The sequence below is a fragment of the Streptomyces sp. SP17BM10 genome (genome assembly GCF_036322405.1).
GTDB lineage: Bacteria > Actinomycetota > Actinomycetes > Streptomycetales > Streptomycetaceae > Kitasatospora.
Map to the genome: position 1 here is coordinate 29,702 of NZ_JAQYXB010000588.1, position 25,960 is coordinate 55,661.

Annotated in this window: 24 protein-coding genes; 15 read left to right on the top strand and 9 right to left on the bottom strand. The window is 73.3% G+C overall.

Annotated elements, in window-relative coordinates; translation table 11 throughout:
- Window positions 1-11: 11 nt before the first annotated feature.
- Together PUR71_RS18975 and PUR71_RS18980 are read right to left on the bottom strand one after the other, a co-directional pair.
- Window positions 12-521: a methylated-DNA--[protein]-cysteine S-methyltransferase gene (locus PUR71_RS18975; protein ID WP_329928223.1), complete on the bottom strand. Its 510-nt coding sequence runs from the start codon at window positions 519-521 to the stop codon at window positions 12-14.
- The gene (locus PUR71_RS18980) at window positions 518-2,089 is read right to left on the bottom strand and encodes a DNA-3-methyladenine glycosylase 2 family protein (protein ID WP_443077484.1); all 1,572 of its coding nucleotides are present in this window, start codon (window positions 2,087-2,089) and stop codon (window positions 518-520) included. Before PUR71_RS18980 ends, PUR71_RS18975 begins: the two co-directional genes overlap by 4 nt.
- A gap of 254 nt (window positions 2,090-2,343) precedes the next feature.
- On the opposite strand from PUR71_RS18980, the gene PUR71_RS18985 reads away from it, so the two are divergent.
- Window positions 2,344-2,799, top strand: a complete 456-nt coding sequence (locus PUR71_RS18985; RefSeq protein WP_329928225.1) for an ASCH domain-containing protein — start codon at window positions 2,344-2,346, stop codon at window positions 2,797-2,799.
- 65 nt (window positions 2,800-2,864) lie between these two features.
- On the opposite strand, the gene rsgA is transcribed toward PUR71_RS18985, so the two are convergent.
- Both rsgA and PUR71_RS18995 read right to left on the bottom strand, forming a co-directional pair.
- Window positions 2,865-3,998: a ribosome small subunit-dependent GTPase A gene (rsgA, locus tag PUR71_RS18990; RefSeq protein WP_329928226.1), complete on the bottom strand. Its 1,134-nt coding sequence runs from the start codon at window positions 3,996-3,998 to the stop codon at window positions 2,865-2,867.
- A gap of 262 nt (window positions 3,999-4,260) precedes the next feature.
- Entirely contained in the window at window positions 4,261-5,256 is a 996-nt protein-coding gene (locus PUR71_RS18995) for a cytochrome c oxidase assembly protein (RefSeq protein WP_329928227.1), read from the bottom strand.
- Between the two features lie 312 nt (window positions 5,257-5,568).
- On the opposite strand from PUR71_RS18995, the gene PUR71_RS19000 reads away from it, so the two are divergent.
- Window positions 5,569-7,320 carry an FtsW/RodA/SpoVE family cell cycle protein gene (locus PUR71_RS19000; RefSeq protein ID WP_329928228.1) on the top strand — a complete coding sequence of 584 codons (1,752 nt, stop codon included), beginning with the start codon at window positions 5,569-5,571 and terminating at the stop codon, window positions 7,318-7,320.
- 87 nt (window positions 7,321-7,407) lie between these two features.
- Here PUR71_RS19000 and PUR71_RS19005 read toward each other — a convergent pair whose 3' ends face one another.
- Window positions 7,408-8,718, bottom strand: a complete 1,311-nt coding sequence (locus tag PUR71_RS19005; protein ID WP_329928229.1) for a YihY/virulence factor BrkB family protein — start codon at window positions 8,716-8,718, stop codon at window positions 7,408-7,410.
- 201 nt (window positions 8,719-8,919) lie between these two features.
- Here PUR71_RS19005 and PUR71_RS19010 point away from each other — a divergent pair, with 201 nt between their 5' ends.
- From PUR71_RS19010 to PUR71_RS19065, 12 genes are all read left to right on the top strand, one after another.
- Window positions 8,920-9,003, top strand: a complete 84-nt coding sequence (locus PUR71_RS19010) for a putative leader peptide (protein ID WP_310593185.1) — start codon at window positions 8,920-8,922, stop codon at window positions 9,001-9,003.
- A gap of 197 nt (window positions 9,004-9,200) precedes the next feature.
- Window positions 9,201-10,925: a nitrite/sulfite reductase gene (locus PUR71_RS19015; protein ID WP_329928230.1), complete on the top strand. Its 1,725-nt coding sequence runs from the start codon at window positions 9,201-9,203 to the stop codon at window positions 10,923-10,925.
- A gap of 73 nt (window positions 10,926-10,998) precedes the next feature.
- Window positions 10,999-11,178, top strand: coding sequence for a hypothetical protein (locus tag PUR71_RS19020; protein WP_329928231.1), 180 nt, complete (start codon window positions 10,999-11,001; stop codon window positions 11,176-11,178).
- The gene (locus PUR71_RS19025; RefSeq protein WP_329928232.1) at window positions 11,159-11,860 is read left to right on the top strand and encodes a phosphoadenylyl-sulfate reductase; all 702 of its coding nucleotides are present in this window, start codon (window positions 11,159-11,161) and stop codon (window positions 11,858-11,860) included. Before PUR71_RS19020 ends, PUR71_RS19025 begins: the two co-directional genes overlap by 20 nt.
- A 92-nt stretch (window positions 11,861-11,952) precedes the next feature.
- Window positions 11,953-12,534, top strand: coding sequence for an adenylyl-sulfate kinase (gene cysC / locus PUR71_RS19030; RefSeq protein WP_329928442.1), 582 nt, complete (start codon window positions 11,953-11,955; stop codon window positions 12,532-12,534).
- A complete protein-coding gene (cysD, locus tag PUR71_RS19035) occupies window positions 12,531-13,469 on the top strand; it encodes a sulfate adenylyltransferase subunit CysD (protein WP_329928233.1) in 939 nt (312 codons plus the stop codon). The genes cysC and cysD overlap by 4 nt, the downstream gene beginning before the upstream one ends.
- On the top strand, window positions 13,469-14,794 hold the full coding sequence (locus PUR71_RS19040; RefSeq protein WP_329928234.1) for a sulfate adenylyltransferase subunit 1: 1,326 nt from the start codon (window positions 13,469-13,471) through the stop codon (window positions 14,792-14,794). The genes cysD and PUR71_RS19040 overlap by 1 nt, the downstream gene beginning before the upstream one ends.
- A gap of 195 nt (window positions 14,795-14,989) precedes the next feature.
- Window positions 14,990-16,153 carry an aliphatic sulfonate ABC transporter substrate-binding protein gene (locus PUR71_RS19045; protein ID WP_329928235.1) on the top strand — a complete coding sequence of 388 codons (1,164 nt, stop codon included), beginning with the start codon at window positions 14,990-14,992 and terminating at the stop codon, window positions 16,151-16,153.
- 139 nt (window positions 16,154-16,292) lie between these two features.
- A complete protein-coding gene (locus tag PUR71_RS19050; RefSeq protein WP_329928236.1) occupies window positions 16,293-17,096 on the top strand; it encodes an ABC transporter ATP-binding protein in 804 nt (267 codons plus the stop codon).
- The gene (locus PUR71_RS19055) at window positions 17,083-17,982 is read left to right on the top strand and encodes an ABC transporter permease (RefSeq protein ID WP_329928237.1); all 900 of its coding nucleotides are present in this window, start codon (window positions 17,083-17,085) and stop codon (window positions 17,980-17,982) included. Before PUR71_RS19050 ends, PUR71_RS19055 begins: the two co-directional genes overlap by 14 nt.
- A gap of 11 nt (window positions 17,983-17,993) precedes the next feature.
- Complete coding sequence (locus tag PUR71_RS19060) at window positions 17,994-18,722, top strand: sirohydrochlorin chelatase (RefSeq protein ID WP_329928238.1); 729 nt, start codon at window positions 17,994-17,996, stop codon at window positions 18,720-18,722.
- Window positions 18,723-18,749: 27 nt separating this feature from the next.
- Entirely contained in the window at window positions 18,750-18,977 is a 228-nt protein-coding gene (locus PUR71_RS19065) for a hypothetical protein (RefSeq protein WP_329928239.1), read from the top strand.
- A gap of 132 nt (window positions 18,978-19,109) precedes the next feature.
- Here PUR71_RS19065 and PUR71_RS19070 read toward each other — a convergent pair whose 3' ends face one another.
- Window positions 19,110-20,159: a hypothetical protein gene (locus tag PUR71_RS19070; protein ID WP_329928240.1), complete on the bottom strand. Its 1,050-nt coding sequence runs from the start codon at window positions 20,157-20,159 to the stop codon at window positions 19,110-19,112.
- Between the two features lie 113 nt (window positions 20,160-20,272).
- On the opposite strand from PUR71_RS19070, the gene PUR71_RS19075 reads away from it, so the two are divergent.
- Window positions 20,273-21,121, top strand: a complete 849-nt coding sequence (locus tag PUR71_RS19075; protein WP_329928241.1) for a helix-turn-helix transcriptional regulator — start codon at window positions 20,273-20,275, stop codon at window positions 21,119-21,121.
- Between the two features lie 76 nt (window positions 21,122-21,197).
- Here the strand turns inward: PUR71_RS19075 and PUR71_RS19080 are convergent, their stop codons facing one another.
- From PUR71_RS19080 to PUR71_RS19090, 3 genes are all read right to left on the bottom strand, one after another.
- A complete protein-coding gene (locus PUR71_RS19080) occupies window positions 21,198-22,883 on the bottom strand; it encodes a DEAD/DEAH box helicase (protein ID WP_329928242.1) in 1,686 nt (561 codons plus the stop codon).
- A gap of 179 nt (window positions 22,884-23,062) precedes the next feature.
- A complete protein-coding gene (locus PUR71_RS19085; protein ID WP_218202470.1) occupies window positions 23,063-23,266 on the bottom strand; it encodes a cold-shock protein in 204 nt (67 codons plus the stop codon).
- A gap of 399 nt (window positions 23,267-23,665) precedes the next feature.
- Window positions 23,666-25,852, bottom strand: a complete 2,187-nt coding sequence (locus PUR71_RS19090) for an MMPL family transporter (RefSeq protein WP_329928243.1) — start codon at window positions 25,850-25,852, stop codon at window positions 23,666-23,668.
- Window positions 25,853-25,960 lie beyond the last annotated feature (108 nt).

Here is a 25,960-nt window from a genome sequence, read left to right on the forward strand (position 1 = left end):
GAACAGGGGCCTCAGAACAGGGTGCTGCTCTCCATCTCCAGGAGCCAGCGCTTGCGGTCGACGCCCGCCGCGAAGCCGGTGAGGGCGCCGTTCGCCCCGAGGACGCGGTGGCAGGGGCGGACGATGAGCAGCGGGTTGGCGCCCACGGCCCCGCCGACGGCCCGCACGGCCCGCGGCGACTCGCCCGCCATGGCGGCGAGTCGGCCGTAGGTGACGGTCTCGCCGTACGGGATCTCGTCCAGGGCCGCCCAGATCCGCCGCCGGAAGTCCGTGCCCTCCGGGGCGAGCGGCAGGTCGAACTCCGTGCGCTCGCCGGCGAAGTAGGCGGTCAACTGGGCCACCGGCTCGGCGAGCGACTCCGGGTCGGGGACCCAGTCGCCGGCCGGCTCGGCGAGGGCGTACTTCTGGCCCGGGGCGGTGACGGTGGCCAGCGCGGCCGGACCGCCCCCGTCGGGCCGGACGCCGCTCAGCAGCAGTTGCCCGAACGGGCTCTCCATGGTCGTGAACACGGTGGTGGTCATGCTCGTGCGTTCTCCGTTCCGGTACTGGTGGTGCCCGCGGGCCCGGCCCACAGCCGGTGGACCGCGTAGGAGCGCCAGGGGGCCCACGCCTCGGCGGCGCGGGCGGCGGACTTGGGGTCGCCGGGGGCGCCGAGACGGACGAGGCCGTGCTTGACGCCGATGTCGCCCGGGAGGAAGACATCGGGATCGGCGAGCGCCCGCATCCTCAGGTAGCCGACCGTCCAGGGGCCGATGCCGGGCAGGGCCATCAGCTGCTCGGCGGACTGCTCCCGGTCGACGCCGCCGTCCAGCCTGACCACGCCCTCGGCGAGGGCGGCGCACAGGCCGGTGAGCGCCCGGCGGCGGGCGGCGGGCATCGCGAAGTCCTCGGGGTCGGCGGTGGCCAGGGCGGCCGCCGTCGGGAACAGCAGGCGCAGGCCGCCGTTGGGCTCGGGCAGGGCCGCGCCGTACTTCTCGGCGAGGCGGCCGGCCAGGGTGCGGGCCGCGCCGACGGTGATCTGCTGGCCCAGCACGGCGCGGACGGCGAGTTCGTGCGGGTCGACGTGGCCGGGCGAGCGCAGGCCGGGGCGCTCGCGGACCAGCGGGCCGAGGAGCGGGTCGGCGCCGAGCTGCTCGTCGACGGCGTCGGGGTCGGCGTCGAGGTCGAGGAGGACGCGCAGGCGCTGGACGGCCGTCGGCAGGTCGCGCAGGTCGGCGAGGAGGAGGCGGCAGTCGAGCCAGCCGCGGGTGCGGTCGTCGCCGGGCGCGAGGCCGTCGACCTCGGCGATGCCGTGACCGTACGGGAGCGCGAGGGTGCGGCGGTAGGTGCGGACGCCGGGGCGCGTGCCGGGGACGACCTCCTCCACGCCGGGGACGGCGCGAAGGGCGAGGAAGTCGATCAGGTGGTCACTGTCGAGTGCGCCGCGGTAGGCGAGGCGCAGGGTGAGGCCGCCGGCCGGGGTGGCGATGCGGCGGCCGGCCGCGACCTCGGCCCGCAGCCCGCTCGGGGTGCGGTCGTAGACCTCGCGGACGGTGTCGTTGAACTGCCGGACGGAGGCGAAGCCGGCCGCGAACGCGACGTCGGTGACGGGGAGTTCGGTGGTCTGGAGGAGCAGCCGGGCGGTCTGGGCGCGGCGGGCGCGGGCGAGCGCGATCGGGCCGGCGCCGAGTTCGGCGATGAGCTGGCGCTGGAGCTGGCGGGCGCTGTAGCCGAGGCGGTGGGCGAGGCCGGCGACGCCCTCGCGGTCGACGACGCCGTCGCCGATCAGGCGCATCGCCCGGCCGACCAGGTCGGCCCTGTGGTTCCACTCCGGCGAGCCGGGTACCGAGTCGGGGCGGCAGCGGCGGCAGGCGCGGAAGCCGGCGCCCTGGGCGGCGGCGGCGCTCGGGTAGAAGACGCAGTTGGTGCGCTTGGGCGTCACGGCGGGGCAGCTCGGTCGGCAGTAGATGCCCGTCGTCGTGACGGCCGTGAAGAAGACCCCGTCGAAGCGGGAGTCCCTGCTGTCCACGGCTCGGTACCGGATGTCGTCGTCGATCACGCTGTCCAGTCTGCGGCACCGGAGGAGCCCCGACTGGCGGGAATCGGACATGGACCGTCGGAGGCTTCTTCCTCGGTCGGCTTCGCTCGCCCTCGCGCCGTTTCCGACGAAATCATTGCTTGGGCTTCCCTCCTCCCCCTCCCCCGCCCACCCACCACCGCCGCCACCACCACCACCCACGCAGCCACCCACCCACGCACCCACGCACCCACGCACCACCCTGGCTCACTGCCCCCGGGCCCATAGCACCCTGGCCCCCGGTAAATGCCAGCCCCCGCGCCCTGCCCGCGGCTACGCTCGGCCGCATGAGCGAGCCCATCCACACCGCCCCGGACGACCCGGACGTCGCCGGCCTCCGCCCGTTCGAGCTCGCATTCCCCGGTCCGCTCCGCGACGCCCTGGTCGCGGCCGTGCTCAGCGGCGCAAAAACCTCCACCACCGGTCTGGTCGCCGACTACGAGCACGCGGGCGATCCCCTGCCGCGCCCCGGCGAGCACACCGCGGTGATCGACTCGACCGGCCGGGCCGTCGCCGTGATCGAGACCACGGACGTCCGTGTGGTCCCGCTCGCCGACGTGGATCTGCAGCACGCCCTCGACGAGGGCGAGGGCTACACCACGGTGGCCCACTGGCGCTCGACCCACGAGCGCTTCTGGCACGGCCCGGAGATGCGCGCCGCCCTCGGTGACCCGGGTTTCACCGTGGACGACAGCACCCCCGTGGTCCTGGAGCGCTTCCGCCTGCTCGCCGACCTCCGCTGATCGGGGCCGCTCCCGCGGAGGCCGGCCGCCGTCCGGCCGTGCCCCCGCCGGGCTGCGGTGTGACGTCAGCGCCGGACCGGACCGCCCTCCTTCCGCATCGACTTGGTGATCGCCTTCCACTTCTTCAGCCGCGCCGAGGCGAGCCGGGCGTCCGACCGGGAGGCGATCCACTCGTTCTCCCGCTGGAGCTTGCGGTAGCTCTCCCACCGCCGCTGCGGCAGCGTGCCCTCCGCCAGCGCGGCCTGGACGGCGCAGCCGGGCTCGGTGTGGTGCCCGCAGTCGTGGAAGCGGCACTCCTCGGCGAGCTCGGCGATGTCGGCGAAGGCCAGGTCGACGCCCTCGCCGCCGTAGAGGCCGACTTCGCGCAGCCCGGGGGTGTCGATGAGCACGCCGCCCCCGGGCAGCGCTATGAGTTCGCGGGTGGTCGTGGTGTGGCGTCCCTTCTGGTCGATGTCACGGGCGGCCTGGACGGCCATGACGTCGGCGCCGACCAGCGCGTTGGTGAGGGTGGACTTGCCGACGCCGGACTGCCCGATGAGGGCGGTGGTGCCGGGGGTGCAGGCGCGCAGGACGTCCATGCCCTCCCCCGTCTCGGCGCTGACGACGAGCACGGTGACGCCGGGGGCGACGCCTTCGACGTCGGCGCGGATGAACTCGGCGTCGTCCACGAGGTCGGCCTTGGTGAGGACGACGACGGGTTCGGCGCCGGACTCCCAGGCGAGGGCGAGGAAGCGTTCGATCCGGCCGAGGTCGGGGTCGGCGGCGAGGGAGGAGGCGATCAGGACGGTGTCGACGTTGGCCGCGAGCACCTGGCCGTCGGAGCGCTTGCCGGCGACCTTGCGGATGATCGCGGTGGTGCGCGGCAGCAGCGCGGTGACGGCGGCCATGGGCTGGGCGTCGAGGTCGACGGCGGCCCAGTCGCCGGTGCACGGGCAGTTGATCATGTCGGCGTCGCCGACCGGCCGGGTGTCGAGCCGGACGGTGCGGGCTTCGCCGGTTTCGGGGTCGGCCACGACGGCGTCGCACCGGCCGCGGTCGACGCGGACGATGCGGGCCGGGACGAGGCCGGCCTCGGCGAGCGGGGTGAACAGCTCCGCGAGCTCGGCGGTCCAGCCGTAGCCGGACAGTACGTCAGCCGGAGCGGCGATGACCGCAGCGGAGGACGAGGGGTGCGACGGAACGGAGGCAGCGTTGGACAACGCAGTGGGCCCTTCGGGAGGAGATGATCCCGGCGGGCTGCGGCTGGCTCGGAACGTCAGCCGGCGGCCGGGAAAAGGAGGTGATCGCGCGTGCTGCCCAGGGCAGCTATCGGGGCAACGACGGCCATGGGGCTCACCTCCTGCTCTCTACTCCTCGGGCGGCCAGACAAGGCCCCCGAACCGGACGGGAGAAACGCTAGCGAGGAACGGGGTCCACGCCAACAGGTTTTTGACCTGCGGAAACGCCGGTAGGGAGGCGGGATCAGCCGCCGTAGCGGTGCTTGAGGTTGGGATCGTCCAGCCACCAGGGCCGCATCCCGCTCTCCTCTTCCTCCTCGCGCCCCTCCGCGCGCGCCCGGGCCGCCGCCTCCTCGAAGCGGGCGTCCAGCTCGGCGTCCACGGCCTTGATCTCCTCGCGCCCCTGCACCACCATGCGCCGCACGAGCGCGGCCAGGAACGGCAGGCCGACGAGGTCCCCGAGCACCCAGAAGGCGTTGCCGCCCCACGTCTGGTCCTGCGCGAGGCTCGGCCCCCAGGGCCGCCCGAGGGCGACGTAGTGGTGCTCGGCGACGAGGTGGCCGCCGTAGATGAGGACGATCCCGAGCCCGGCGTCGAAGATCACCTCGGCGAAGGTGATGAAGAGCCCGACCAGGTGCGGGTACTCGTGCGCGACGGGGTCGATCTGCAGCCGCGGCCAGAAGTAGGCGAGGCCGAGCAGGACGAGCGCCAGGTGCAGCACGACGTTCCCGAGCCCGCTGGACACCGACCACTCGTACCAGGGCGTGAAGTACAGGAGCCACGGCGGCGCCATGAGCAGCGCGGTCGAGACGGCCGGGAACATCAGCACCTTGGACGGCCGGCTGCGCAGCGCCCGCAGGATCCGCTCGCGCCGCCGCTCGGACGCGGACTCCACGAGCAGCGAGACCGGCGCGCCGAGCGCGAGCAGCAGCGGCACGACCATGAGCAGCAGGACGACCTGGACGGCCCGGTCGGTGAAGAGGACGCGGTCGTAGACGCCGAGGCCGGAGCAGGTGGACCAGATCCACAGGAGCAGCCCGCCGAGGAAGGCCGCCGTGCGGGTGGGCTGCCGGCGTTCGCCGCCGGCGCGGTGGACGGCCCGGACGGCGAGGAGGTACCAGGCGCCGAGGAGGACGCAGAGGCCGAGGACGAGGGGTTCGGCGGTCCACGAGGTGGCGAGGTCGGACCACTGCCAGGCCGGCGGCCCGCTGTAGCCGAGCGCCTGCACCGAGCCGTCCATCCGTCCGCCCACCTCGTCCACGCCGTGCCGCCGCCGTCGCCGGGCCCGGGTGGGCTCGGGGGTGCGCCGGGGTCCGTCCCGGGGTGTCCGGCGCTCCGCCATGATGGCCGGTGGGCAGTGGATCACCACAGCCAGGGGGCCTCTCTATACCCCACCCTGAACAAGGTTTTGCCAAACCAGGCCAAAGCTTTGCCGAGGCAAAGTTTTCGCCCCTTTCCGGCCCGATGCGCAACCGGCGCAGGTGCACCTTCGTCTGGCAGGATGCACCGTCGGCATACCGGCCACGTGGGTGACAACAAGGGGACGACAAGGGTGCAAAGCACTGCACGCGGCGAGGGCCGCCGGCTGGCCGCGCGCCACCGCAACATCGAGCTGGGCCTGCTGGCCCTCGCGGTGGCCGTCTGTGTGGCGGGACACATCGACGCAGACCTGGCGCTGACCGGCAAGATGCCGCCGAACCTGCTGGTGCACGTCCTGTCCCTGGGTGGGCTGGCGGGCGCGGCGCACATGGCGGTGCGCCGGTTCGCCCCGTACGCGGACCCGTTGATCCTGCCGCTGGGCGTGTTCCTGACCGGCTTCGGGCTGATGCTGCTGGACCGGCTGGACATCTCCTACGCGGCGGCGCACGCGAGGAAGGGCGACTTCCAGAAGCTCCCGGCGGCGCCGCAGCAGTTCATGTGGGTGTTCATAGCGGTCCTGGTGTCCCTCGCGCTGGTGGTCTTCATCAAGCACCACCGGTTCTTCCAGCGCTACGTCTACATCCTGATGGCGGGGGCGCTCGTCCTCCTGGCCGCGCCCGCGTTCTTCCCCGGGCGCCCGGAGGACTTCGGCGCCAAGCGCTGGATCCGCCTGTTCGGGCTCTCCTTCGAGCCGGACGAGTTCGTCAAGGTCGCGATCACGATCTTCTTCGCCGGTTACCTGATGGCCTCGCGGGACGCGCTCGCACTGGCCGGCCGCAAGATCTGGGGCATGACCCTGCCGCGCGGCCGGCACGCCGGACCGGTGCTGGCGATCTGGGTGATGAGCCTGCTGGTGCTGATCTTCGAGCGCGACCTCGGCACCTCGCTGATCTTCTTCGGCATCTTCGTCGTGATGCTGTACGTGGCGACCGAACGCACCAGTTGGGTGGTGCTCGGCCTGCTGATGGCGGTCGGCGGCGCGGCGGTGGTCGGCACCCTGGAGCCGCACGTGCACGGCCGCGTCGAGGCGTGGCTGCACCCGCTCGACATCTACAAGCCGGTGCACGACAAGGCGATCATCTCCGACCAGCCGGCCGAGGCGCTGTTCAGCCTGGGCACCGGTCACCTGACCGGGACGGGCCTGGGCTCGGGCCGGCCGTGGCTGATCGGCTTCGCCGGGCGCAGCGACTTCGTCTTCACGACGATCGGCGAGGAGCTCGGCCTGGCCGGGGTGACGGCGGTCCTGCTGGTGTACCTGCTGCTGGTGCAGCGGGGCCTGCGGACGGCGGTCGGGCTGACCGACCCGTTCGGGAAGCTGCTGGCGACGGGTCTGTCGACGGCGCTGGCGCTGCAGGTGTTCGTGGTGGTCGGCGGGGTGAGCGGCCTGGTGCCGCTGACCGGCAAGGCGCTGCCGTTCCTGGCGGCGGGTGGCTCGTCGCTGCTCGCGAACTGGCTGACGGTGGCCCTGCTGATCAAACTGAGCGACTCGGCGGGGCGGACGGCGCTGGAGCCGGCGCTGCCGAGCACGGACTTCCCGGCGCAGGCGGCCTCGAACCGCCCGGCCCAGGCGGAGCAGCGGGCCGGCCAGGCGAGCGGCCAGGCGGCCGACCAGGCCCCGGGTCAGGGCCAGGGCCAGGGCGAGGGCCGGGCCCCGGGCCGGACGCCGGCGCACGGCACGCCGTCGGACCCGCGGCCCGCATCCGCCCCCGAGGCGGGCGGGCAGCAGGCAGGCCGCCCGGGTGCGGCGGCGGACTTCCCGACGGCGCCCGGCTACGGCACGGGCCCGGGCCCGTCCCGGCCGGGCGGCACCCTGGGCGGCGGCCTCCACACCCCGACCCACCCGTCCGGCCCGTACCCGCCGAGCCAGAACCCGGCGACCGCCTGACGGTCCCGCGACCGCGCCGGGAACACCGGGCCGCGAGAAACCGGCACAGGGCCTCCCCCGCACCCGCGGGGAGGCCCTGTCGCGTTCCTACCGGCGCTGGTCCCACGGCGGCCGCGGCGGGTAGCCGGGAGGCGGGTACTCCGGAGGCGGGTACTCCGGGGGCGGGGCGGTGGGCCGGTCGCTGTCGGGTGGCGGCGGGGTGTGCCGGTGGTGGGGGCCGCCGCGGGCGGTGAGGCGGCCGCGCACGTTGTCGGCGGCGAGGACGTCGGCCCAGCGCTCGGGGTACTCGGAGGGCGCGTCGACGTCGTCGCCCTCGTCCTCGCCCCAGTCCTCCTCGGTGCCCTCGGCGAGGCCGAGTTCGCGGGCCCGGCGGGCGCGTTCGGCGGCGCGGCGGGCGGCGACCTCGCGGACCATGGCCGCGGCGGCGGCCTCGTGGGCGCGCTCGTTCTCGGCGCGGGCGTCGGCGGTCTCCAGGGTCGGCCAGCGCCGGTCGATCGCGGCGTTCATGGCGGCGCCGATGAGGACGGCGAGCGCCACGACGAAGATCCACAGCAGGACGGCGACGGGCGCGGCCAGCGAGCCGTAGACGGAGGGGCCCTCGACGGAGCTGACGAGGTACAGGCGCAGCGCGACGCTGCAGAAGACGAGGACGACGAGGGCGACGAGCGCGCCGGGGATGTCCTCGCGCCAGGGCGTGGAGACGGGCACGGCGAGGTGGTAGAGCGTCGTGAGGGAGACGATCAGCAGGACGATGGCGACCGGCCAGTAGGCGGCGCCGACGAGCCCGGCGATCCCCGGGACGGCGTTCTCGACGAGGCCCGGTCCGGCCATGAGCAGCGGCAGCACGAGGGAGCCGGTAGCGAGGGCGCCGAGGTAGAGGCCGAGGGACATCAGGCGGGTCTTGACGATGCCTCGCTTGCCGTCGAGCCCGTACATGACGGTGATGGTGTCGATGAAGATGTAGAGGGCCCTGGAGCCGGACCACAGGGAGAGCAGGAAGCCGATCGAGATGAGGTCGGGCCGGGTGTGGTCGAACACCTGGTTGAGAAGCGGCACGACGACCTCGTTGATGGAGGAGTCCGAGAGGACCGTCCCGGAGGCCGAGACGATGTCGTGCTTGAGGCGGTCGATGGTGCCGGCGCCGAGGAACTCGTCGAGGTAGCCGAGGGTCGCGGCGAGGCCGAGGAGCAGCGGCGGGATCGACAGCAGGGTGAAGAACGCCGCCTCGGCGGCGAGGCCGGTGACCCGGTACTCGACGCAGGTGTTGGTGGTGTCCCGGACCAGTTCCCACGCCGTGCGGCGCCAGGTGGCCTGTTTGGCCGCGCGCCGGGAGCCCTTGCCCCGGCGCCGGGAGGGCCGCTCGGGGTGCGGTCTGCTCGTATCGCCTGCTTCTTGCACAGGGCTAACGGTATCGGGCCGGGCGCGACCGGTTGATCTCAGCGGGGCCTCCGGCGTGCGGCCGCCGGATTCCGGGCGGGCGGCGGCGTGAGCGGCGGGGCGAGCGGCGGGAATGCGACGGCGTCCCGCATGGCGAAACCTTAGCGTCCATCATGCGGACGTTAGTGGACCGCGAGTCGCGCTCCGTGCGAATCTCTTGCCATGCCTAGCGCCGGAACCACCTTGGTTGGTCGACTCCACGTCGATCTCCTTCGCGTGTCCAGCGCCATCTGTCCGGTGACCTGAGCCCCACCCCGCTGCCACCACCGCACCCCGGCGCCACCCACCCCGCCATCCCCGCAGATGCGGATGCGCACGGCGCCCGCCCGGCCCGGTCACTGCCCTCACGGTCCTGAGAAACAGCAGGTCACAGGAGCACGCCCGGTCGAGCACGCCCAGCGACCCACCCGGCGTCAGAGCCAGCTGCCCCGAAGGACTTCACCATGGCCACCTCTCCCGAGACCGTCGAGCCCGCGGCCGACAGCGCCGCCGCGCGCCGCCCCGCGGCGGCCCGCAAGGTGACCCGCCACCGCGGTGAGGGCCAGTGGGGCATGGGCCACCACACCCCGCTGAACGCCAACGAGCAGTTCAAGAAGGACGACGACGGTCTCAATGTGCGGACACGCATTGAGACGATCTACGCGCACCGCGGCTTCGACTCGATCGACCCCGCCGACCTGCGCGGCCGGATGCGCTGGTGGGGCCTGTACACCCAGCGCAAGGAGGGCATCGACGGCGGCAAGACCGCGATCCTGGAACCGCACGAGCTGGACGCCGAGTACTTCATGCTCCGCGTGCGCGTCGACGGCGGCCGGCTGACCGTCGCCCAGCTGCGCGCGATCGCCGAGGTGTCCGAGCAGTACGGCCGCAACACCGCCGACCTGACCGACCGCCAGAACGTCCAGTACCACTGGATCCGGATCGAGGACGTCCCGGCGATCTGGCGGAAGCTGGAGGCCGTCGGCCTGTCCACCACCGAGGCCTGCGGCGACACCCCGCGCGTCATCCTCGGCTCCCCGGTGGCCGGCGTCGCCGAGAACGAGATCATCGACGGCACCCCCGCCATCGAGGAGATCCACCGCCGCTTCATCGGCAACCCGGACTTCTCCAACCTGCCGCGCAAGTTCAAGTCCGCCGTCTCCGGCTCCCCGCTGCTCGACGTCGCGCACGAGATCAACGACGTCGCCTTCGTCGGCGTCGTCCACCCCGAGCACGGTCCCGGCTTCGACCTGTGGGTCGGCGGCGGCCTGTCCACCAATCCGCGCCTCGGCGTGCGCCTGGGCGCCTGGGTCCCGCTGGAGGACGTGGCCGACGTCTTCGGCGGCGTCATCGGCATCTTCCGCGACTACGGCTACCGCCGCCTGCGCAACCGCGCCCGCCTGAAGTTCCTCGTCGCCGACTGGGGCGCGGAGAAGTTCCGCCGGGTGCTGGAGGACGAGTACCTCCGGCGCGCGCTGATCGACGGCCCCGCGCCCGCCGAGCCGGTCGGCCGCTGGCGCGACCACGTCGGCGTCCACAGGCAGAAGGACGGCCGCTTCTACGTCGGCTTCGCCCCGCGCGTCGGCCGGGTGGACGGCAAGCTGCTCGGCCAGATCGCCGACCTCGCCGAGGCCCACGGCAGCGACCGGGTGCGCACCACCGCCGAGCAGAAGATGCTGATCCTCGACATCGCCGAGGACCGGGTCGAGTCGCTGGTGGCCGGCCTGGAGGCGCTCGACCTGCGCGTCACGCCTTCGCCCTTCCGCCGCGGCACGATGGCCTGCACCGGCATCGAGTACTGCAAGCTCGCCATCGTCGAGACCAAGGAGCGCGGGCGCACCCTGATCGACGAACTCGAGGAGCGCCTGCCGGAGTTCGCCGAGCCGCTGACCATCAACATCAACGGCTGCCCGAACGCCTGCGCCCGCATCCAGGTCGCCGACATCGGCCTCAAGGGCCAGCTGGTCACCGACGAGCACGGCGACCAGGTCGAGGGCTACCAGGTGCACCTGGGCGGCGCGCTGGGCCTGGAGGCCGGGTTCGGCCGCAAGGTCCGCGGCCTCAAGGTCACCAGCGCGGGCCTGCCCGACTACGTCGAGCGGCTCCTGACCCGCTACCAGGCCGACCGCGCCGAGGGCGAGCGCTTCGCCCAGTGGGCGGCCCGGGCCACCGAGGAGCAGCTGTCGTGAACGGGCGAAGCGGGCGAACCGACGAGCAGGGGCGTGTCTCGCGAAGCGGACGCCGAGCGAAGCGAGGTGGGCGATGAGCGAGCGGGCCGCACCTTTCTTCTGCCCGTACTGCGGCGACGAGGACCTGCGCCCGTCCGAGGCCGGGCACGGCGCCTGGGAATGCCACGGCTGCCGCCGGGCCTTCCAGTTGAAGTTCCTCGGCCTGCTGTCCGCGACCAACGGGGGTCCGTCCGATGACCAGCGCAACGACTGACTACGAGGCGATCGCGACGGCCGCCGGCCGCGACCTGGAGGAGGCGACCCCGCAGGAGATCCTGCGCTGGGCCGCCGACACCTTCGGCAAGCGGTTCTGCGTCACCTCCTCCATGGAGGACGCGGTCGTCGCCCACCTCGCCTCCTCGGTGTTCCCCGGCGTGGACGTGGTGTTCCTGGACACCGGCTACCACTTCGCGGAGACCATCGGCACCCGGGACGCGGTCGCCGCGACGATGCCGGTCAACGTCATCACGCTCACCCCGCTGAAGACCGTCGCCGAGCAGGACGCCGAGCACGGGCCGCACCTGCACGACCGCGACCCGGACCTCTGCTGCTCGCTGCGCAAGGTCGAGCCGCTGGGCCGCGGCCTCGGCGCGTACGACGCGTGGGCGACGGGCCTGCGCCGCGACGAGTCGCCGACCCGGGCCGACACCCCGGTGGTGTCGTGGGACCCCAAGCGCCGCAAGGTCAAGCTCGCCCCGATCGCCCGCTGGACGCAGGACGACGTGGACGCCTACGTCGCCGCCAACGGGGTGCTGCTCAACCCGCTGCTGTGGGAGGGCTACACCTCGATCGGCTGCTCGCCGCTGTCCTGCACCCGCAAGCCCGCCGAGGGCGAGGACGCCCGGGCCGGCCGCTGGTCCGGCTCCGGCAAGACCGAGTGCGGCATCCACCTCTGAACCACCGGACCCGAACCACCGGGCCCGAACCGTCCCGACCCGAACAGCCCCAACCGAGCCGGAGGACTTCCACCGTGACGACAGCCGACACACTGGCCGCAGGCGGAGCCGCAGAGGCGGCCCGCGCGGCCGCCCCCTGCGAGCGCGGCGCCACCGTGTGGCTGACCGGGCTGCCGAGCGCGGGCAAGACCACCCTCGCCGTCGCCCTGGCCGGACGGCTGCGCGCCGAGGGCCACCGGGTGGAGGTCCTGGACGGCGACGAGATCCGCGAGTTCCTCTCCAAGGGCCTCGGCTTCTCCCGCGAGGACCGGCACACCAACGTCACCCGGATCGGCTTCGTCGCCGAGAAGCTCGCCGCCAACGGCGTCAAGGTGCTCGCCCCGGTGATCGCCCCGTTCGCCGACTCGCGCGCCGCCGTCCGCGAACGCCACGCCGCCGCCGGCACCGAGTTCCTGGAGATCCACGTCGCCACTCCGGTCGAGCTGTGCGCCGAACGCGACGTCAAGGGCCTGTACGCCAAGCAGGCCGCCGGCGAGATCTCCGGCCTCACCGGCGTCGACGACCCGTACGAGGCGCCGGAGCACCCCGAGCTGCGCCTGCGGACGCAGGGCCGCACGGTCACCGAGTCCGCCGCCGAACTGCACGCCTTCCTGACCGAGAGGGGCCTCGCATGACCACCGCGACCCAGTACGAGGTGCAGGCCGACGACACCCCCTTCGCGCTGTCCCACCTGGACGCGCTGGAGGCCGAGTCGGTGCACATCTTCCGCGAGGTCGCGGGGGAGTTCGAACGCCCGGTGATCCTCTTCTCCGGCGGCAAGGACTCCATCGTCATGCTGCACCTGGCGCTCAAGGCCTTCCGGCCCGCCGCGGTGCCCTTCTCGCTGCTCCACGTCGACACCGGGCACAACTTCCCCGAGGTCATCGCCTACCGCGACCGCGTCGTCGCCGAGCACGACCTGCGCCTGCACGTCGCCCACGTCCAGGACTTCATCGACCGCGGCGTCCTGCGCGAGCGCCCCGACGGCACCCGCAACCCGCTGCAGACCGTCCCGCTGCTCGACGCGATCGAGAAGAACCGTTTCGACGCGGTGTTCGGCGGCGGCCGCCGGGACGAGGAGAAGGCCCGCGCCAAGGAGCGCGTCTTCTCCCTGCGCGACGAGTTCGGCGCCTGGGACCCGCGCCGCCAGCGCCCCGAGCTGTGGTCGCTCTACAACGGCCGCCACGCCGTCGGCGAGCACGTGCGGGTCTTCCCGCTCTCCAACTGGACCGAGCTCGACGTGTGGCAGTACATCGAGCGCGAGGGCATCGACCTGCCGGAGATCTACTACGCCCACGAGCGCGAGGTGTTCGCCCGCGGCGGCATGTGGCTCACCGCCGGCGAGTGGGGCGGGCCCCGCGAGGACGAGCCCGTCCAGCGGCGGCTGATCCGCTACCGCACCGTCGGCGACATGTCCTGCACCGGCGCCGTCGACTCCGACGCCACCACCATCCAGGCCGTGATCACCGAGATCGCCGCCAGCCGGCTCACCGAGCGCGGCGCGACGCGGGCCGACGACAAGCTGTCCGAGGCCGCGATGGAAGACCGCAAGCGCGAGGGGTACTTCTAATGAGCACGACCATCGAGACCACCGCCACCTCCCTGCTGCGCTTCGCCACCGCCGGGTCCGTCGACGACGGCAAGTCCACCCTCGTCGGCCGCCTCCTGCACGACTCCAAGTCCGTGCTCGCCGACCAGCTGGAGGCCGTCGAGCGCGTCTCCCTGGGCCGCGGGCAGGCCGCGCCCGACCTCGCGCTGCTCACCGACGGCCTGCGCGCCGAGCGCGAGCAGGGCATCACCATCGACGTCGCCTACCGCTACTTCGCCACGCCCCGGCGCCGGTTCATCCTCGCCGACACCCCGGGCCACGTGCAGTACACGCGGAACATGGTCACCGGCGCCTCCACCGCCGAACTCGCCGTCGTCCTCGTCGACGCCCGCAACGGCGTCGTCGAGCAGACCCGCCGGCACGCCGCCGTCGCCGCCCTGCTGCGCGTGCCGCACGTCGTGCTCGCCGTCAACAAGATGGACCTCGTCGGCTACGCCGAGCCCGTCTTCGCCGCCATCGCCGCCGAGTTCACCGCCTACGCCGCCTCCCTCGGCGTCAAGGACGTCCTCGCCGTGCCGATCTCGGCCCTCGCCGGCGACAACGTCGTCGAGCCCTCCGCCCACATGGACTGGTACGGCGGCCCGACCCTGCTGGAGCACCTGGAGACCGTCCCGGTCGGCAGCGACCCGAGCGCCGAGCCCGCCCGCTTCCCCGTCCAGTACGTCATCCGCCCGCAGACCGAGGCCCACCCCGACTACCGCGGCTACGCCGGCCAGCTGGCCTCCGGCGTGCTGCGCGTCGGCGACGCCGTCACCGTGCTGCCCTCCGGCCACACCACCACCGTCGCCGGCATCGACGCGCTCGGCGAGGAGACCGACATCGCCTGGGCCCCCCAGTCCGTCACCGTCCGCCTCGCCCACGACATCGACGTCTCCCGCGGCGACCTCATCGCGGCCGGCCCGGCCCCCGTCCCCACCAAGGACATCGAGGCGACCGTCAGCCACCTCAACGAGCGCCCGCTGCGCGCCGGGGACAAGGTGCTGCTCAAGCACACCACCCGCACCGTCCGCGCGCTCGTCAAGGAGATCTCCTACCGGATCGACATCGACACGCTCGAGCAGCGCTCCGGCGCCGACGGGCTCGACGTCAACGACATCGGCCACGTGGTGCTGCGCACCGCCGAGCCGCTCGCGCTCGACACCTACTCCGACAACCGCCGCACCGGATCGTTCCTCCTGATCGACCCGGCCGACGGCACCACCCTCACCGCCGGCATGGCGGGCGAGGCCTTCGACACCGTACGCACCGACGCGGTGGACGCCACCGCAGAGGAGGACTGGGTCTGATGCCCAGCGAGGCGTTCTCGGGCATGGACAAGGAAGGCGGCCGCATCGGCAGCGGCGTCCTCGGCAGCGGCCAGGGCGGACTGACCCGATGTGCGGGCCGCCGGCGCTGACGCGCGTTCCTCGGCCGCCCCGGAAGGCGGCCGCCACGTCCACCGAGACCGTCTCCTGACGGTCCGTTCACACAAGGACCCCACCATGGCCCAGCACCTGACGTTCCTGCATACCCTGACACGCCCCAACGCCGCCCGGATCAGACGCGCCGCCGCGGCCGCGGTCGCCGGCCTGAGCGCCGTGGCCCTGCTGTCGGCCTGCGGCTACGGCTCCAAGGCCGAGGGCACGCCCGCCGGCGCCGACACCGCTGCCGCCTCCGGGACTTCGGCCGCCGGAGGCAAGCTCTCCGCCGACACGGTCAAGATCGGCTACTTCGCCAACCTGACCCACGGCACCGCCCTGGTCGGCCTCCAGGAGGGCCTGTTCCAGAAGGAGCTCGGCGCCACCCAGATCAGGACCCAGGTCTTCAACGCGGGCCCGGCCGAGATCGAGGCGCTCAACGCCGGCTCCATCGACATCGGCTGGATCGGCCCGTCCCCCGCGATCAACGGCTACACCAAGTCCGACGGCAAGTCGCTGAAGGTCATCGGCGGTTCGGCCTCCGGCGGGGTCAAGCTGGTCGTCAACCCGGACAAGATCCCCTCCCTCGACGACCTCAAGGGCAAGAAGATCGCCACCCCGCAGCTGGGCAACACCCAGGACGTGGCGCTGCTCAACTACCTGGCGGGCAAGGGCTACAAGGTCGACCCGAGCTCCGGCGCCGGCGACGTCTCGGTGGTGCGCACCGACAACAAGGTCACCCCCGACGCCTACAAGCAGGGCTCCATCGACGGCGCCTGGGTGCCCGAGCCCACCGCCTCCAAGCTGGTCACCCTCGGCGCGAAGGTCCTGCTCAACGAGAAGGACCTCTGGCCGGACAAGAAGTTCGTGATCACCAACATCATCGTCTCGCAGAAGTTCCTCAAGGAGCACCCGGACGTGGTGGAAGCCGTGCTGCGCGGCTCGGTGAACACCAACGCCTTCATCAAGGCCAACCCGGACAAGGCCAAGGCCGACGCCAACGAGGCCATCAGGAAGGAGTCCGGCAGCGCGCTGGAGCCGGCCGTCCTCGACCCGGCCTGGGCGGACATCGACTTCCTGGACGACCCGCTGGCCGGCACCCTGCAGGCCGAGGCCGACCACGCCGTGACCGCCGGGCTCCTCAAGAAGCCCGGCCTGAACGGGATCTACGACCTCGGCCCGCTGAACAAGGTGCTCACGGCCACCGGCCGGGCCCCCGTGGCGGACGCCGGACTCGGCACCAAGTAGCGCCGCCCCCAGTTCCGCGGTCCGGCCCCCGCCCGCCCGGTCGATCCCCGATCGATGCCCACCGGACGGGCGGGGCCGGACCCCGGCTCCAGCCCACGCCCCAGCCACACGCCAGACCACTCACGCAGGAGGTGCCCGGATGACCTCGGCACTGACCACCTCGGCGGACGCCCCCGGCACCGCCGGCGGCGCGCCCGCGCCCGCCGTCCGGATCTCGCACGTGCACAAGTCCTTCGGCCGCGCCGGCGCGCGGACCCACGTCCTGGACGACATCACCCTCGACGTGGCGCCCGGCGAGTTCGTCACGCTGCTCGGCGCCTCGGGCTGCGGCAAGTCCACCCTGCTGAACCTCGTCGCCGGCCTCGACAAGCCCAGCCGCGGCAGCATCGAGGTGCCCGGCGCCCGGCCCGCCCTGATGTTCCAGGAGCACGCGCTGTTCCCGTGGCTCACCGCCGGGCGCAACATCGAACTCGCGCTCAAGCTCGCCGGCGTCCCCCGCCCCGAGCGGCGCGCCGAGGCCGAGCGCCTCCTCGAACTCGTGCGCCTGCGCGGCTCCTACGGCAAGCGCGTGCACGAGCTGTCCGGCGGCATGCGCCAGCGCGTCGCGATGGCCCGCGCCCTCGCCCAGGGCAGCAAGGTGCTGCTGATGGACGAGCCGTTCGCCGCGCTCGACGCCATCACCCGCGACGTGCTGCACGACGAGATCACCCGGATCTGGGCCGAGCGGCAGCTGTCCGTCCTGTTCGTCACCCACAACGTGCGCGAGGCCGTCCGCCTCGCCCAGCGCGTGGTCCTGCTCTCCTCCCGCCCCGGCCGCATCGCCCGCGAGTGGCACATCGACCTGCCGCAGCCGCGGCGCATCGAGTCCGCCGGCGTCGCCGACCTGTCCATCGAGATCACCGAAGAACTGCGTGGGGAGATCCGTCGCCATGGCCAGCACTGACACCGCCCCCCTCCGGGAGCAGGCCCCGACCGACACCGCCGACGTCGGCGCCGGCCTCGACGCCCTCGACGCCGTCTCCGCCCAGCGCAGCTCGCTCGGCGAGGTGCTGCGGCACAAGGCGCTGCCGCCGCTGCTCGGCGTCGTCGTGGTGCTCGCGCTGTGGCAGGGCGCGTACAGCCTGCACCTCACCTCGTCCTACAAGCTGCCCAGCCCGCTGGACGTGTGGCACTCCGCGCAGGACCTCTGGTACCAGGGCACGCTGTTCTCGATCATCTGGACGAGCGTGTGGCGCGGCCTGTCCGGCTTCCTGCTCGCCGTCGTCATCGGCACCCCGGTCGGCCTGGTCGTCGCCCGCGTCAAGCCGGTGCGCACCGCGATCGGCCCGGTGCTCCAGGGCCTGCAGTCGCTGCCGTCGGTCGCGTGGGTGCCGGCCGCGGTGATCTGGCTCGGCATCAACGACTCGATGATGTACGCGGTGATCCTGCTCGGCGCCGTGCCCTCCATCGCCAACGGGCTCGTCGCCGGCATCGACCAGGTGCCGCCGCTGTTCCTGCGCGCCGGGCGCACCATCGGCGCCACCGGGCTCGCCGGCGCCCGGCACGTCCTCCTGCCCGCCGCGCTGCCCGGGTACCTGGCCGGGCTCAAGCAGGGCTGGGCGTTCTCCTGGCGCTCGCTGATGGCCGCCGAGCTCGTCGCCTCCTCCCCCGACCTCGGCCTCGGGCTCGGGCGGTACCTGGAGAACCAGCGCGAGTTCTCCGACATGTCCGGCGTGCTGCTCGGCATCCTGCTGATCCTGTTCGTCGGCATCGCCATCGAACTGCTCGTGTTCACCCCGGTCGAGCGCCGGGTGCTGCGCAACCGCGGCCTGCTGGCCGCCGCGAAGTAGGGACGCACCGCATGACCGCCCTCCTCCTCATCGCCCACGGCAGCCGCGACCCGCGGCACGCCGCGACGGTGGCCGCGCTCGTCGAGCGGGTCCGGGCGCAGCGCCCCGGGCTCGACGTGGCGACGGCGTACCTGGACCACTGCGCGCCGCGGATCCCGCAGGTGGTCGGGCGGCTGGGGGCGGCGGTGGCGGTGCCGCTGCTGCTGAACCGGGCGTTCCACGCCAAGCACGACATCCCGGCGGCGCTGCGCTCGGCGGGGGCGGGGCTGGCGGTGGCGGACGTCCTCGGGCCGTCGCCGCTGCTGCTGGCCGCGCTCGACCGGCGCCTGGCCGGGGCGGGCCTGGACGTCGCGTCGGCGGCCGTGCGGGCCCGCACGGGCGTGGTGCTCGCGGCCGCCGGCTCCTCCGACCCGGCGGCCGACACGGCCACCCGGGCGGTGGCCGCCGAGTGGCGCCGCACCCGCGGCTGGGCCGGCGTCGAGGTCGCCTACGCGGCCGGTACGGGCCCGCGCGTCCCCGAGGCCCTGGCCGCCCTGCACGCCGCCGGCGCCCCCCGCACCGCCGTGTCCCCCTACCTCCTGGCCCCCGGCCGCCTCCCCGACCGCATCGGGGAAGCGGCCACCGAAGCCGACCTGACCGCCGAAGTCCTGGGCGCGGCCCCCGAACTGGCCGCCCTCCTCCTGGAGCGCTACGACGAGGCCCGGCTGGCCGGCCAGGCAGCTCCGGCCCTCACCGCCTGATCCCCCGAGGCGCAGTACCGTGCGGCCATGAGCGTCGCCCACGAGCACTACCCCGAGCTCCACCGCCTCGTCGACGAGATGGACGCGCACCAGGCCGAGGAGCTCCGCCGACACGCGCTCCGTCTGGTCGGCAAGGACGAGACCCCACCGCGGCACCGTCTGAGCTTCACGGGAACGGGAGTCAGCGCGAACCCCGATCTCGGCGCCGAGGCCGAGCAGATCGTTCGACGCGAGCTGCGCGGAGTCGACCTGTGATCCCGTGAGGTCGCGACACGTGACCGGCGGCACTTCAGCGTCGTCCGGCCTCGGCACGTCTCCGCGTTCCGTCTCCTCCCCGACCGACGGCGCCCCGGGGTGGAACCGGGCGCCCCGGCCGATCGGGGCCGCTCAGAGGCGGCGCAGGGTGAAGGTGTCCGTCGGGTGGCCGCCGAGGGCTTCGGCCAGGCCGCCGGAGAGCTGGTAGAGCCGGCCGGCGGGGCCGGGGGTGACGGCGGTGGGGGTGGGGTCGGCGGAGGGGCGGACGGTGACCAGGCGGGCGGTGGCCCAGTGGTCGTCGGAGCGCAGTTCGACCTCGGCGTCGCGGCCGGTGCCGAAGAACGCGTTGGTGACGCCGGCGATGCCGCCGTCCGGGCGGGCGATCAGGCCGTCGAGGTGGAGCAGCGACGTGGCGTCCCCGCCGGTGACCTCGATCCGCCGCACCGCCGCCGGGTCGTGCAGCGGCACCTGCCACAGCGTGCCGTCGTCCCACTTGCCGACGACGAGCCGCCCGCCGCGGTAGACGATGCCGTTGAGGCCGTAGGCGCCGGGCTGCGGAGTGAAGCGGTCGTCGCGGACGAGGACGGAGGCGCTGCCGTCGGGGCCGACGCGGTAGACGACGGGGGCGAAGGAGTCGGTGACGTAGGCGGTGCCGTCGGGCCCGATGGCGATGTCGTTGGCCAGGTGGGGGCCGCCGTCGCCGGCGACGGCGGCGAGGTCGACGTAGAAGAGGCGGCGGCCGGTCTCCAGGTCGTAGGCGCCGACGCCGGCGGTCTTGCCGGTGGTGGCGCTGCTGCTGTGTTCGCCGACGCCGTTGTCGAGGTTGGTGACCAGGACACGGCCGCGGGCGGCGTCCACGCGCAGCCCGGCGACCTCCAGCAGGGTGCCGGGGTCGTCGACGAGGGTGCGGACGGAGCCGTCGGTCCGTACCTCGGAGACGGTGCCGTGCCGCAGCGAGCCGACCAGGAAGCGGTGGTGGTCGCGGTCCCAGACGACGCTCTCGGGGACGAGCGAGTCCGCGTGCCCGGTGATGACGGCCGGCGCACAGGCGGTGCCGGCGGCCGCGGGCGCCGCGCCCGCGGTAGCGAGCAGGACGGCGGAGGCGGCGGCCGCGACGAGGGCGCGGCGTACGGCGAGGCCTTGACGACGGTTCAGAGCGTTCAGGCGGTTCAGACGGTTCATCGGAATTCCCTTGGACGTGCGATCCGTTGACGTGATCAAGGATCACGCGGATCGCAGGGGCGCAGCAGTGCGTGGTGATACTGGTAGCGCGACTACCAGGGAGGGCGGGGGACATGGGTGGGGTGGAGGAGCGCCGGGTGGCGCTGGGGGACTTCCTGCGCAGCCGTCGGGCCCGGCTGGCGCCGGGGGACGTCGGGTTGGCGCCGGGGGTGCGGCGGCGGACGCCGGGGTTGCGGCGGGAGGAACTGGCGCTGCTGGCCGGGGTGGGGGTGACGTGGTACACGTGGCTGGAGCAGGGGCGGGCGATCAATCCGTCGCCGGAGGTGCTGGGGAGCCTGGCGCGGACGCTGCGGTTGGACCGGGCGGAGACGGCGTACCTGTTCCGGCTGGCGGGTGCCCGTGCGCTGGACGGCGAGGTGGAGGTGCCGGCCGAGGTGCCGGCGGCGCTGCTGCGGCTGATGCACGCGCAGTGGCCGGCGCCGGCGTTCCTGATGGACGTCAACTGGGACGTGCGGGCGTGGAATCCGGGGGCGGAGGCGCTGTTCGCGCTGTCGGCGGGGCGGCCGGAGCGGTGCAACCTGGCGTGGGTGGTGTTCGGGAACGCCGTGCACCGGGCGCGGGTGGTGGACTGGGAGGTCCAAGCGCGGCGCTTCCTGGCGCAGTTGCGGTCGGCGTACGCGGAGCGGGGCGGTGACGCGACGGCGGCGGGGCGGCGGCTGGGACGGCTGATCGTGCAGGTGCGGGAGTCGTACCCGGAGGCGGAGCGCTGGCTGGACGAGCACCGGGTGGAGGAGCGCGGCGGGACCGAGAAGTCGCTGCGGCACGAGGAGTTGGGGGTGCTGCGGATCGACCAGCACGTGCTGCAGGTGTCGGACGGGCTGCAGTTGGTGGTGCTGTCGCCGCGGGACGCGGAGACGGACGGGCGGCTGCGGCTGCTCGCGCCGGTCGCCGCCACGGCCTGAGCGGTCCTGCCGGCGGCGCGCACGGCGAAGGGCGCCCCCGGGAGTCCCGGGGAGCGCCCTCGCGTGTGTGCGTGCGTCAGTCGAACTTGCGGCGCTGGCGGCCCGTCCCGTAGTTGGAGCCGGACTTGGCGCCGCTGCCGGGCTTGGCGCGGCCGGCGGAGCGGCCGATGAAGCCGGCCGCCTGGGGGCGGTCGCCCTGGGCGGCGGCGCCCATGCGCTGCTTGGGGCGGGGGCGGCGCGGGTTGCCGTTCATGTCGACGTCGGCGGGCAGCCCGGAACGCTTGCCGGGGCGGCGGCGCGGGGCGCCGGCCTTGCCGTCGGCCTTGGGCTTGGCGTCGGCGGCCTCGGCGGCGGGCGCCGGGACGGCGACGGTGACGGCGACGCCGCTCGGGGTGCGGGCACCGGTGATCTTGGCGAGGTCGGCGTCGCCGGGGCGGACCTTGGTGACGGTCGGGCGGATGCCGGCGACCGTCATCAGCCGGTTGACCTCGCGGCGCTGCTCGGGCAGGACGAGGGTGACGACCGTGCCGGACTCGCCGGCCCGGGCGGTGCGCCCGCCGCGGTGCAGGTAGTCCTTGTGGTCGACCGGCGGGTCGACGTTGACGACCATGTCGAGGCCGTCGATGTGGATGCCGCGGGCGGCGACGTTGGTGGCGATCAGCGCCGTGACGTGGCCGTCGCGGAACTGGTCGAGGACGCGGTTGCGCTGCGGCTGGGACTTGCCGCCGTGCAGCGCGGCGGCCTTGACGCCGTTGGCGAGCAGCTGCTTGGCGAGCCGGTCGGCGCCGTGCTTGGTGTGCACGAACATGATCAGGCGGCCGTCGCGGGAGGCGATGTGCGCGGTGGTGGACGCCTTGTCGGCCGGGTCGAGCTGCAGGACGTGGTGGTCCATGGTGCTGACCGCGCCGGCCGAGGGGTCCACCGAGTGGGTGACCGGGTCGGAGAGGAACCGCTTGACCAGGCGGTCGACGTTGCGGTCCAGGGTGGCGGAGAACAGCATCCGCTGCCCGCCCTCGGCGACCTGCTCCAGCAGCTTGGTGACCTGCGGCAGGAAGCCCATGTCGGCCATCTGGTCGGCCTCGTCGAGGACGGTGATCGCGACGTCGGACAGGACGACGTCGCCGCGCCCGATCAGGTCGTCGAGCCGGCCGGGAGTGGCCACGAGGACCTCGGTGCCGCGGCGCACGGCGTTGGCCTGACGGCCGATCGACATGCCGCCGACGACGGTGGTGATCCGCAGGTTGACGGCGGTGGCGTAGGGGGTGAGCGCGTCGGTGACCTGCTGGGCGAGCTCGCGGGTGGGCACCAGCACGAGTGCGAGCGGGTGCCGGGCGTCGGCGCGGCGCCCCGCGGTGCGGGCGAGCAGCGGCAGGCCGAAGGCGAGGGTCTTGCCGGAGCCGGTGCGACCGCGGCCGAGCACGTCGCGGCCGGCGATCGAGTCGGGCAGCGTGGCGCCCTGGATCGGGAACGGCTCGGTGACGCCCTCGCGGCCGAGCGCGGACAGGATCGCCTTGGGCAGGTCGAGCTCGGCGAAGGTGGCCGCCGGGGGCCGCGACGGGGTGCCCTGGACGACGGTGAAGTCGGCGGGCGCGGCGGCGGTGGCGCGGGAGGTCTTGGGGGCGCGGGATCCGGCGTTGCGGGATCCGGCGGCGGGGCCGGCCCCGGTGCGGCCGCGCGGCTTGCGGGAGCGCGGGGCGCCCTCGGTGCGGGCGTCGTCGGCGCGGGTACCGCGGTCGCGCGGCGTGCGGGCAGGGGTGGTCACGGGTTCTCCGTCGGTCGGTCGGCGGCAGCCCGGGGTACGGGCTGGTCGGCCGTCGGTGGGAGATCGCCGCCCCGGCCGTATGGCGGCTTGTACCGCCGTGAGGCGGCATGCGCGAGGGCCCGCACCGAGCGGTGCGGGCCCCCACTACGCGAGATCGCGAGTCAGCTCGGGGGCTGGACTCAGATGACGCGGATGTTCTCGGCCTGCGGGCCCTTCTGGCCCTGGGTCACGTCGAACTCGACCTGCTGGCCCTCGACGAGCTCACGGAAGCCCTGAGCAACGATGTTCGAGTAGTGGGCGAACACGTCCGGGCCGCCCTCGGCCTGCTCGATGAAGCCGAAGCCCTTCTCGCTGTTGAACCACTTCACGGTGCCGGTAGCCATAACCGTCTCCTCTAAAACTGGGGCATCAGGGATCCACACCGCGTGAACCCCTAAGTAGCCGCGATCCCCATCCGGAGACTGAAACACCGGACAAAACAAATGCGCCTGTTGGTTGGGACCAGCAGGCGCACACACGCGTTCATGGGAACCAAAACTGCAACTGATTCGACTGTAGCACGGAGACACCCCGATTGACCGGGGGATTTTGTGCTCTGGAGATCACGTTTGCGGGCCCCGGGAAACGGGCAAACGGCGCCCCGCCGAAGCGGGACGCCGCCTGTGGAGCACCAGGTCGGTCCGGTGGGCCGGGCCCGAGCGGTCCGACCCGGTGATCCGCATCACCGGGTCGGACCAGTGCGTCGGACCACCCGGCCGGACGAGCGGACCACGGGGGTCGACTCAGCGCCTGCCGGCCGGCTCCGGCACGCCGTGCGCACCCTGGAGCGGCACGGCGCCGCCGCCGTGGCCGCCGCCGTCCCCGTGGCCGGGCCACCAGGCACGGTGGCCCAGCAGCGCGGTGAGCGCGGGGGTGAAGAACATCGCCATCACGAAGGCCGCCAGCACGATGCCGAAGGCCAGCGAGAAGCCGAGCTCCATGAACAGGACGTTGCCCGCGAACATGAAGGTCGCGAACGAGGCCGCCAGGATGAAGCCGGCCGCCGCCACCGTCGGGCCGCCGTGCTTGACGGCCTCGCGGGCCGCCTCGCGCGGGCTGCGGCCCTCGCGGGCCTCCTCGCGGAGGCGGGCGATGATCAGGATGTTGTAGTCGGTGCCGATCGCCACCACGAACAGGTAGATGAAGATCGGCAGCATGAACATCAGACCGGTCTCGCCCTTGATGTTCTGGAACACCAGGGTGGTGGCGCCGAGGGTGCCGCCGAAGCCGAGGCCGACCGAGGCCATCAGGTACCACGGGGCCACGATGCTGCGCAGCTGCAGACCCAGGATGATCATGATGAGCAGGGCCGCGATCGGGAAGACCAGCGTGTAGTCGTGCACCATCGCGGTGTTGATGTCCTTGTACACCGAGGTGATGCCGCCGACCAGCGCCTTCGAGTCGGCCGGGGCGGCCGCGTGGGCCGCGTCGCGGACCTTCTCGATGGTGGCGATCGCCTTGTTGGAGGCCGGGGCGTCCTTGAGCAGCACGGTGAAGTCACCCGTGGTGCCGTCGGCGCTGATGGCCTTGTTCTCCGTGCTCGGCGTCACGACGCCGGCCACGCCCTCGACCGCGCCGAGCTTGCCGGCGAAGTCCTTCAGGGCGGCGTCGGAGAGCTTGGCGCCGTTGGTGGTGGCCAGGTAGACGTGGCTCGGGTCGGCCGCGCCGGCCGAGAAGGCCGTCATCAGCTTGTCCTGGACGACCATCGACTCCTTGGTCTTCGGCATGGAGCTGCCGGCGAGGTCGTAGGTGCCGTTGTAGTTGAGGCCGGCCAGGGCCAGCACCACGAGGACGCCGCCGGAGACCAGGGCGACCAGGCCGGGCTTCTTGCCGGTCATCCGGCCGAGCGCGGCGAAGCGGGCGTTCTTGGGCTCCTGCATCCACTTCTTGCCCGGCCAGAACACGGCCTTGGACGGGATGACGGTGAGCACGGCCGGGGCCAGGGTCAGCGAGACCAGCGCGGTCGCGATGACGGCGATGGCGAGCGCCGGGCCGAGCGCGGTGAACATGCCGAGGCTGGAGAGGATCAGCACCGCGAAGGCGACGGCGACGGCACCGGCGGCGGAGGCGATCGCCTCGCCGACCCGGCCGACGGCGTTGGCCACGGCGGTCTTGCGGTCCTCGCCGGTGCGCAGCCGCTCGCGGTAGCGGAAGGCGAGGAACAGGAAGTAGTCCGTGCCGACGCCGAGCACGACGATGATCAGGATCGCCGAGGTCATCGGGGAGGACTTGAGGTCGAAAATCTTGATCGCGTCGGCGATCAGGCCGTTGGCCACCGGCATCGCGATGACCAGCGAGAGCAGCACCGGCAGGATGCCGGCCAGGATGCTCCGGAAGATGACGCCGACGATCAGGATGACGAGCAGCAGGCTGCCGAGCATGACGATCATGTCGGTGGCGCCGGAGGCGTCCTGCTGGTCGAGGCTGCTGGCCGCCTGGCCGCCGACCCGGAACTTCAGGCCGGTGCCGTCGGCGAGCTTGGAGCCGTCCTCGCGCAGCTTCTTGGCCGCGTCGGTGTACTCCTTGTCCTGCATCTTGGACTTGTCGATGGCGACCATGGACAGCGCGTACTTGCCGTCCGCGGACTTCGACTTGTCGGAGACCGGCAGGATCTGCTGGACGGCCGGGATGTTCTCGTCGGAGAGGCCCTTGACGACCTTCTCCATCGAGGTCTGGTCCTCGGCGGTGAGCTTCTGGCCGTCGTTGCGCTCGAAGAGCAGCAGGGCGGCGGGGGTGAAGCTCGACGGGAACGCCTGTTCCTGGAGCTGCGCCGCCTGGATGGACTCGTAGTGCTTGGGCAGGAACGCGGACTCGTCCGTCTGCGAGGTGACCGCGGGCGCGCTCGCGACGACGGCGATCATCGCGACGACCCACGCCGCGATCACCCACCAGGCGCGGCGGACGACGAATTGTCCTAGTCGGTGGAACATGCTCGTGATGCCTCCTGGGCATGGTTCACCGCAGCCCTTGGGGACGGGACGCCGGGCGACGGCAGGACCGGTCGAGAACGCCTGCGGGCACTCCCTTGCCGGTCGGCA

What these genes read in the sequence shown, in the direction of transcription:
- PUR71_RS18975 (WP_329928223.1), bottom strand. Translation starts at nt 521, where the DNA reads ATGACCACCACCGTGTTCACGACCATGGAGAGCCCGTTCGGGCAACTG.
- PUR71_RS18980 (WP_443077484.1), bottom strand. Translation starts at nt 2,089, where the DNA reads ATGTCCGATTCCCGCCAGTCGGGGCTCCTCCGGTGCCGCAGACTGGAC.
- PUR71_RS18985 (WP_329928225.1), top strand. Translation starts at nt 2,344, where the DNA reads ATGAGCGAGCCCATCCACACCGCCCCGGACGACCCGGACGTCGCCGGC.
- PUR71_RS18995 (WP_329928227.1), bottom strand. Translation starts at nt 5,256, where the DNA reads ATGGACGGCTCGGTGCAGGCGCTCGGCTACAGCGGGCCGCCGGCCTGG.
- PUR71_RS19010 (WP_310593185.1), top strand. Translation starts at nt 8,920, where the DNA reads ATGCCTAGCGCCGGAACCACCTTGGTTGGTCGACTCCACGTCGATCTC.
- PUR71_RS19015 (WP_329928230.1), top strand. Translation starts at nt 9,201, where the DNA reads ATGGCCACCTCTCCCGAGACCGTCGAGCCCGCGGCCGACAGCGCCGCC.
- PUR71_RS19020 (WP_329928231.1), top strand. Translation starts at nt 10,999, where the DNA reads ATGAGCGAGCGGGCCGCACCTTTCTTCTGCCCGTACTGCGGCGACGAG.
- PUR71_RS19025 (WP_329928232.1), top strand. Translation starts at nt 11,159, where the DNA reads ATGACCAGCGCAACGACTGACTACGAGGCGATCGCGACGGCCGCCGGC.
- cysD (WP_329928233.1), top strand. Translation starts at nt 12,531, where the DNA reads ATGACCACCGCGACCCAGTACGAGGTGCAGGCCGACGACACCCCCTTC.
- PUR71_RS19040 (WP_329928234.1), top strand. Translation starts at nt 13,469, where the DNA reads ATGAGCACGACCATCGAGACCACCGCCACCTCCCTGCTGCGCTTCGCC.
- PUR71_RS19045 (WP_329928235.1), top strand. Translation starts at nt 14,990, where the DNA reads ATGGCCCAGCACCTGACGTTCCTGCATACCCTGACACGCCCCAACGCC.
- PUR71_RS19050 (WP_329928236.1), top strand. Translation starts at nt 16,293, where the DNA reads ATGACCTCGGCACTGACCACCTCGGCGGACGCCCCCGGCACCGCCGGC.
- PUR71_RS19055 (WP_329928237.1), top strand. Translation starts at nt 17,083, where the DNA reads ATGGCCAGCACTGACACCGCCCCCCTCCGGGAGCAGGCCCCGACCGAC.
- PUR71_RS19060 (WP_329928238.1), top strand. Translation starts at nt 17,994, where the DNA reads ATGACCGCCCTCCTCCTCATCGCCCACGGCAGCCGCGACCCGCGGCAC.
- PUR71_RS19065 (WP_329928239.1), top strand. Translation starts at nt 18,750, where the DNA reads ATGAGCGTCGCCCACGAGCACTACCCCGAGCTCCACCGCCTCGTCGAC.
- PUR71_RS19070 (WP_329928240.1), bottom strand. Translation starts at nt 20,159, where the DNA reads ATGAACCGTCTGAACCGCCTGAACGCTCTGAACCGTCGTCAAGGCCTC.
- PUR71_RS19075 (WP_329928241.1), top strand. Translation starts at nt 20,273, where the DNA reads ATGGGTGGGGTGGAGGAGCGCCGGGTGGCGCTGGGGGACTTCCTGCGC.
- PUR71_RS19085 (WP_218202470.1), bottom strand. Translation starts at nt 23,266, where the DNA reads ATGGCTACCGGCACCGTGAAGTGGTTCAACAGCGAGAAGGGCTTCGGC.
- PUR71_RS19090 (WP_329928243.1), bottom strand. Translation starts at nt 25,852, where the DNA reads ATGTTCCACCGACTAGGACAATTCGTCGTCCGCCGCGCCTGGTGGGTG.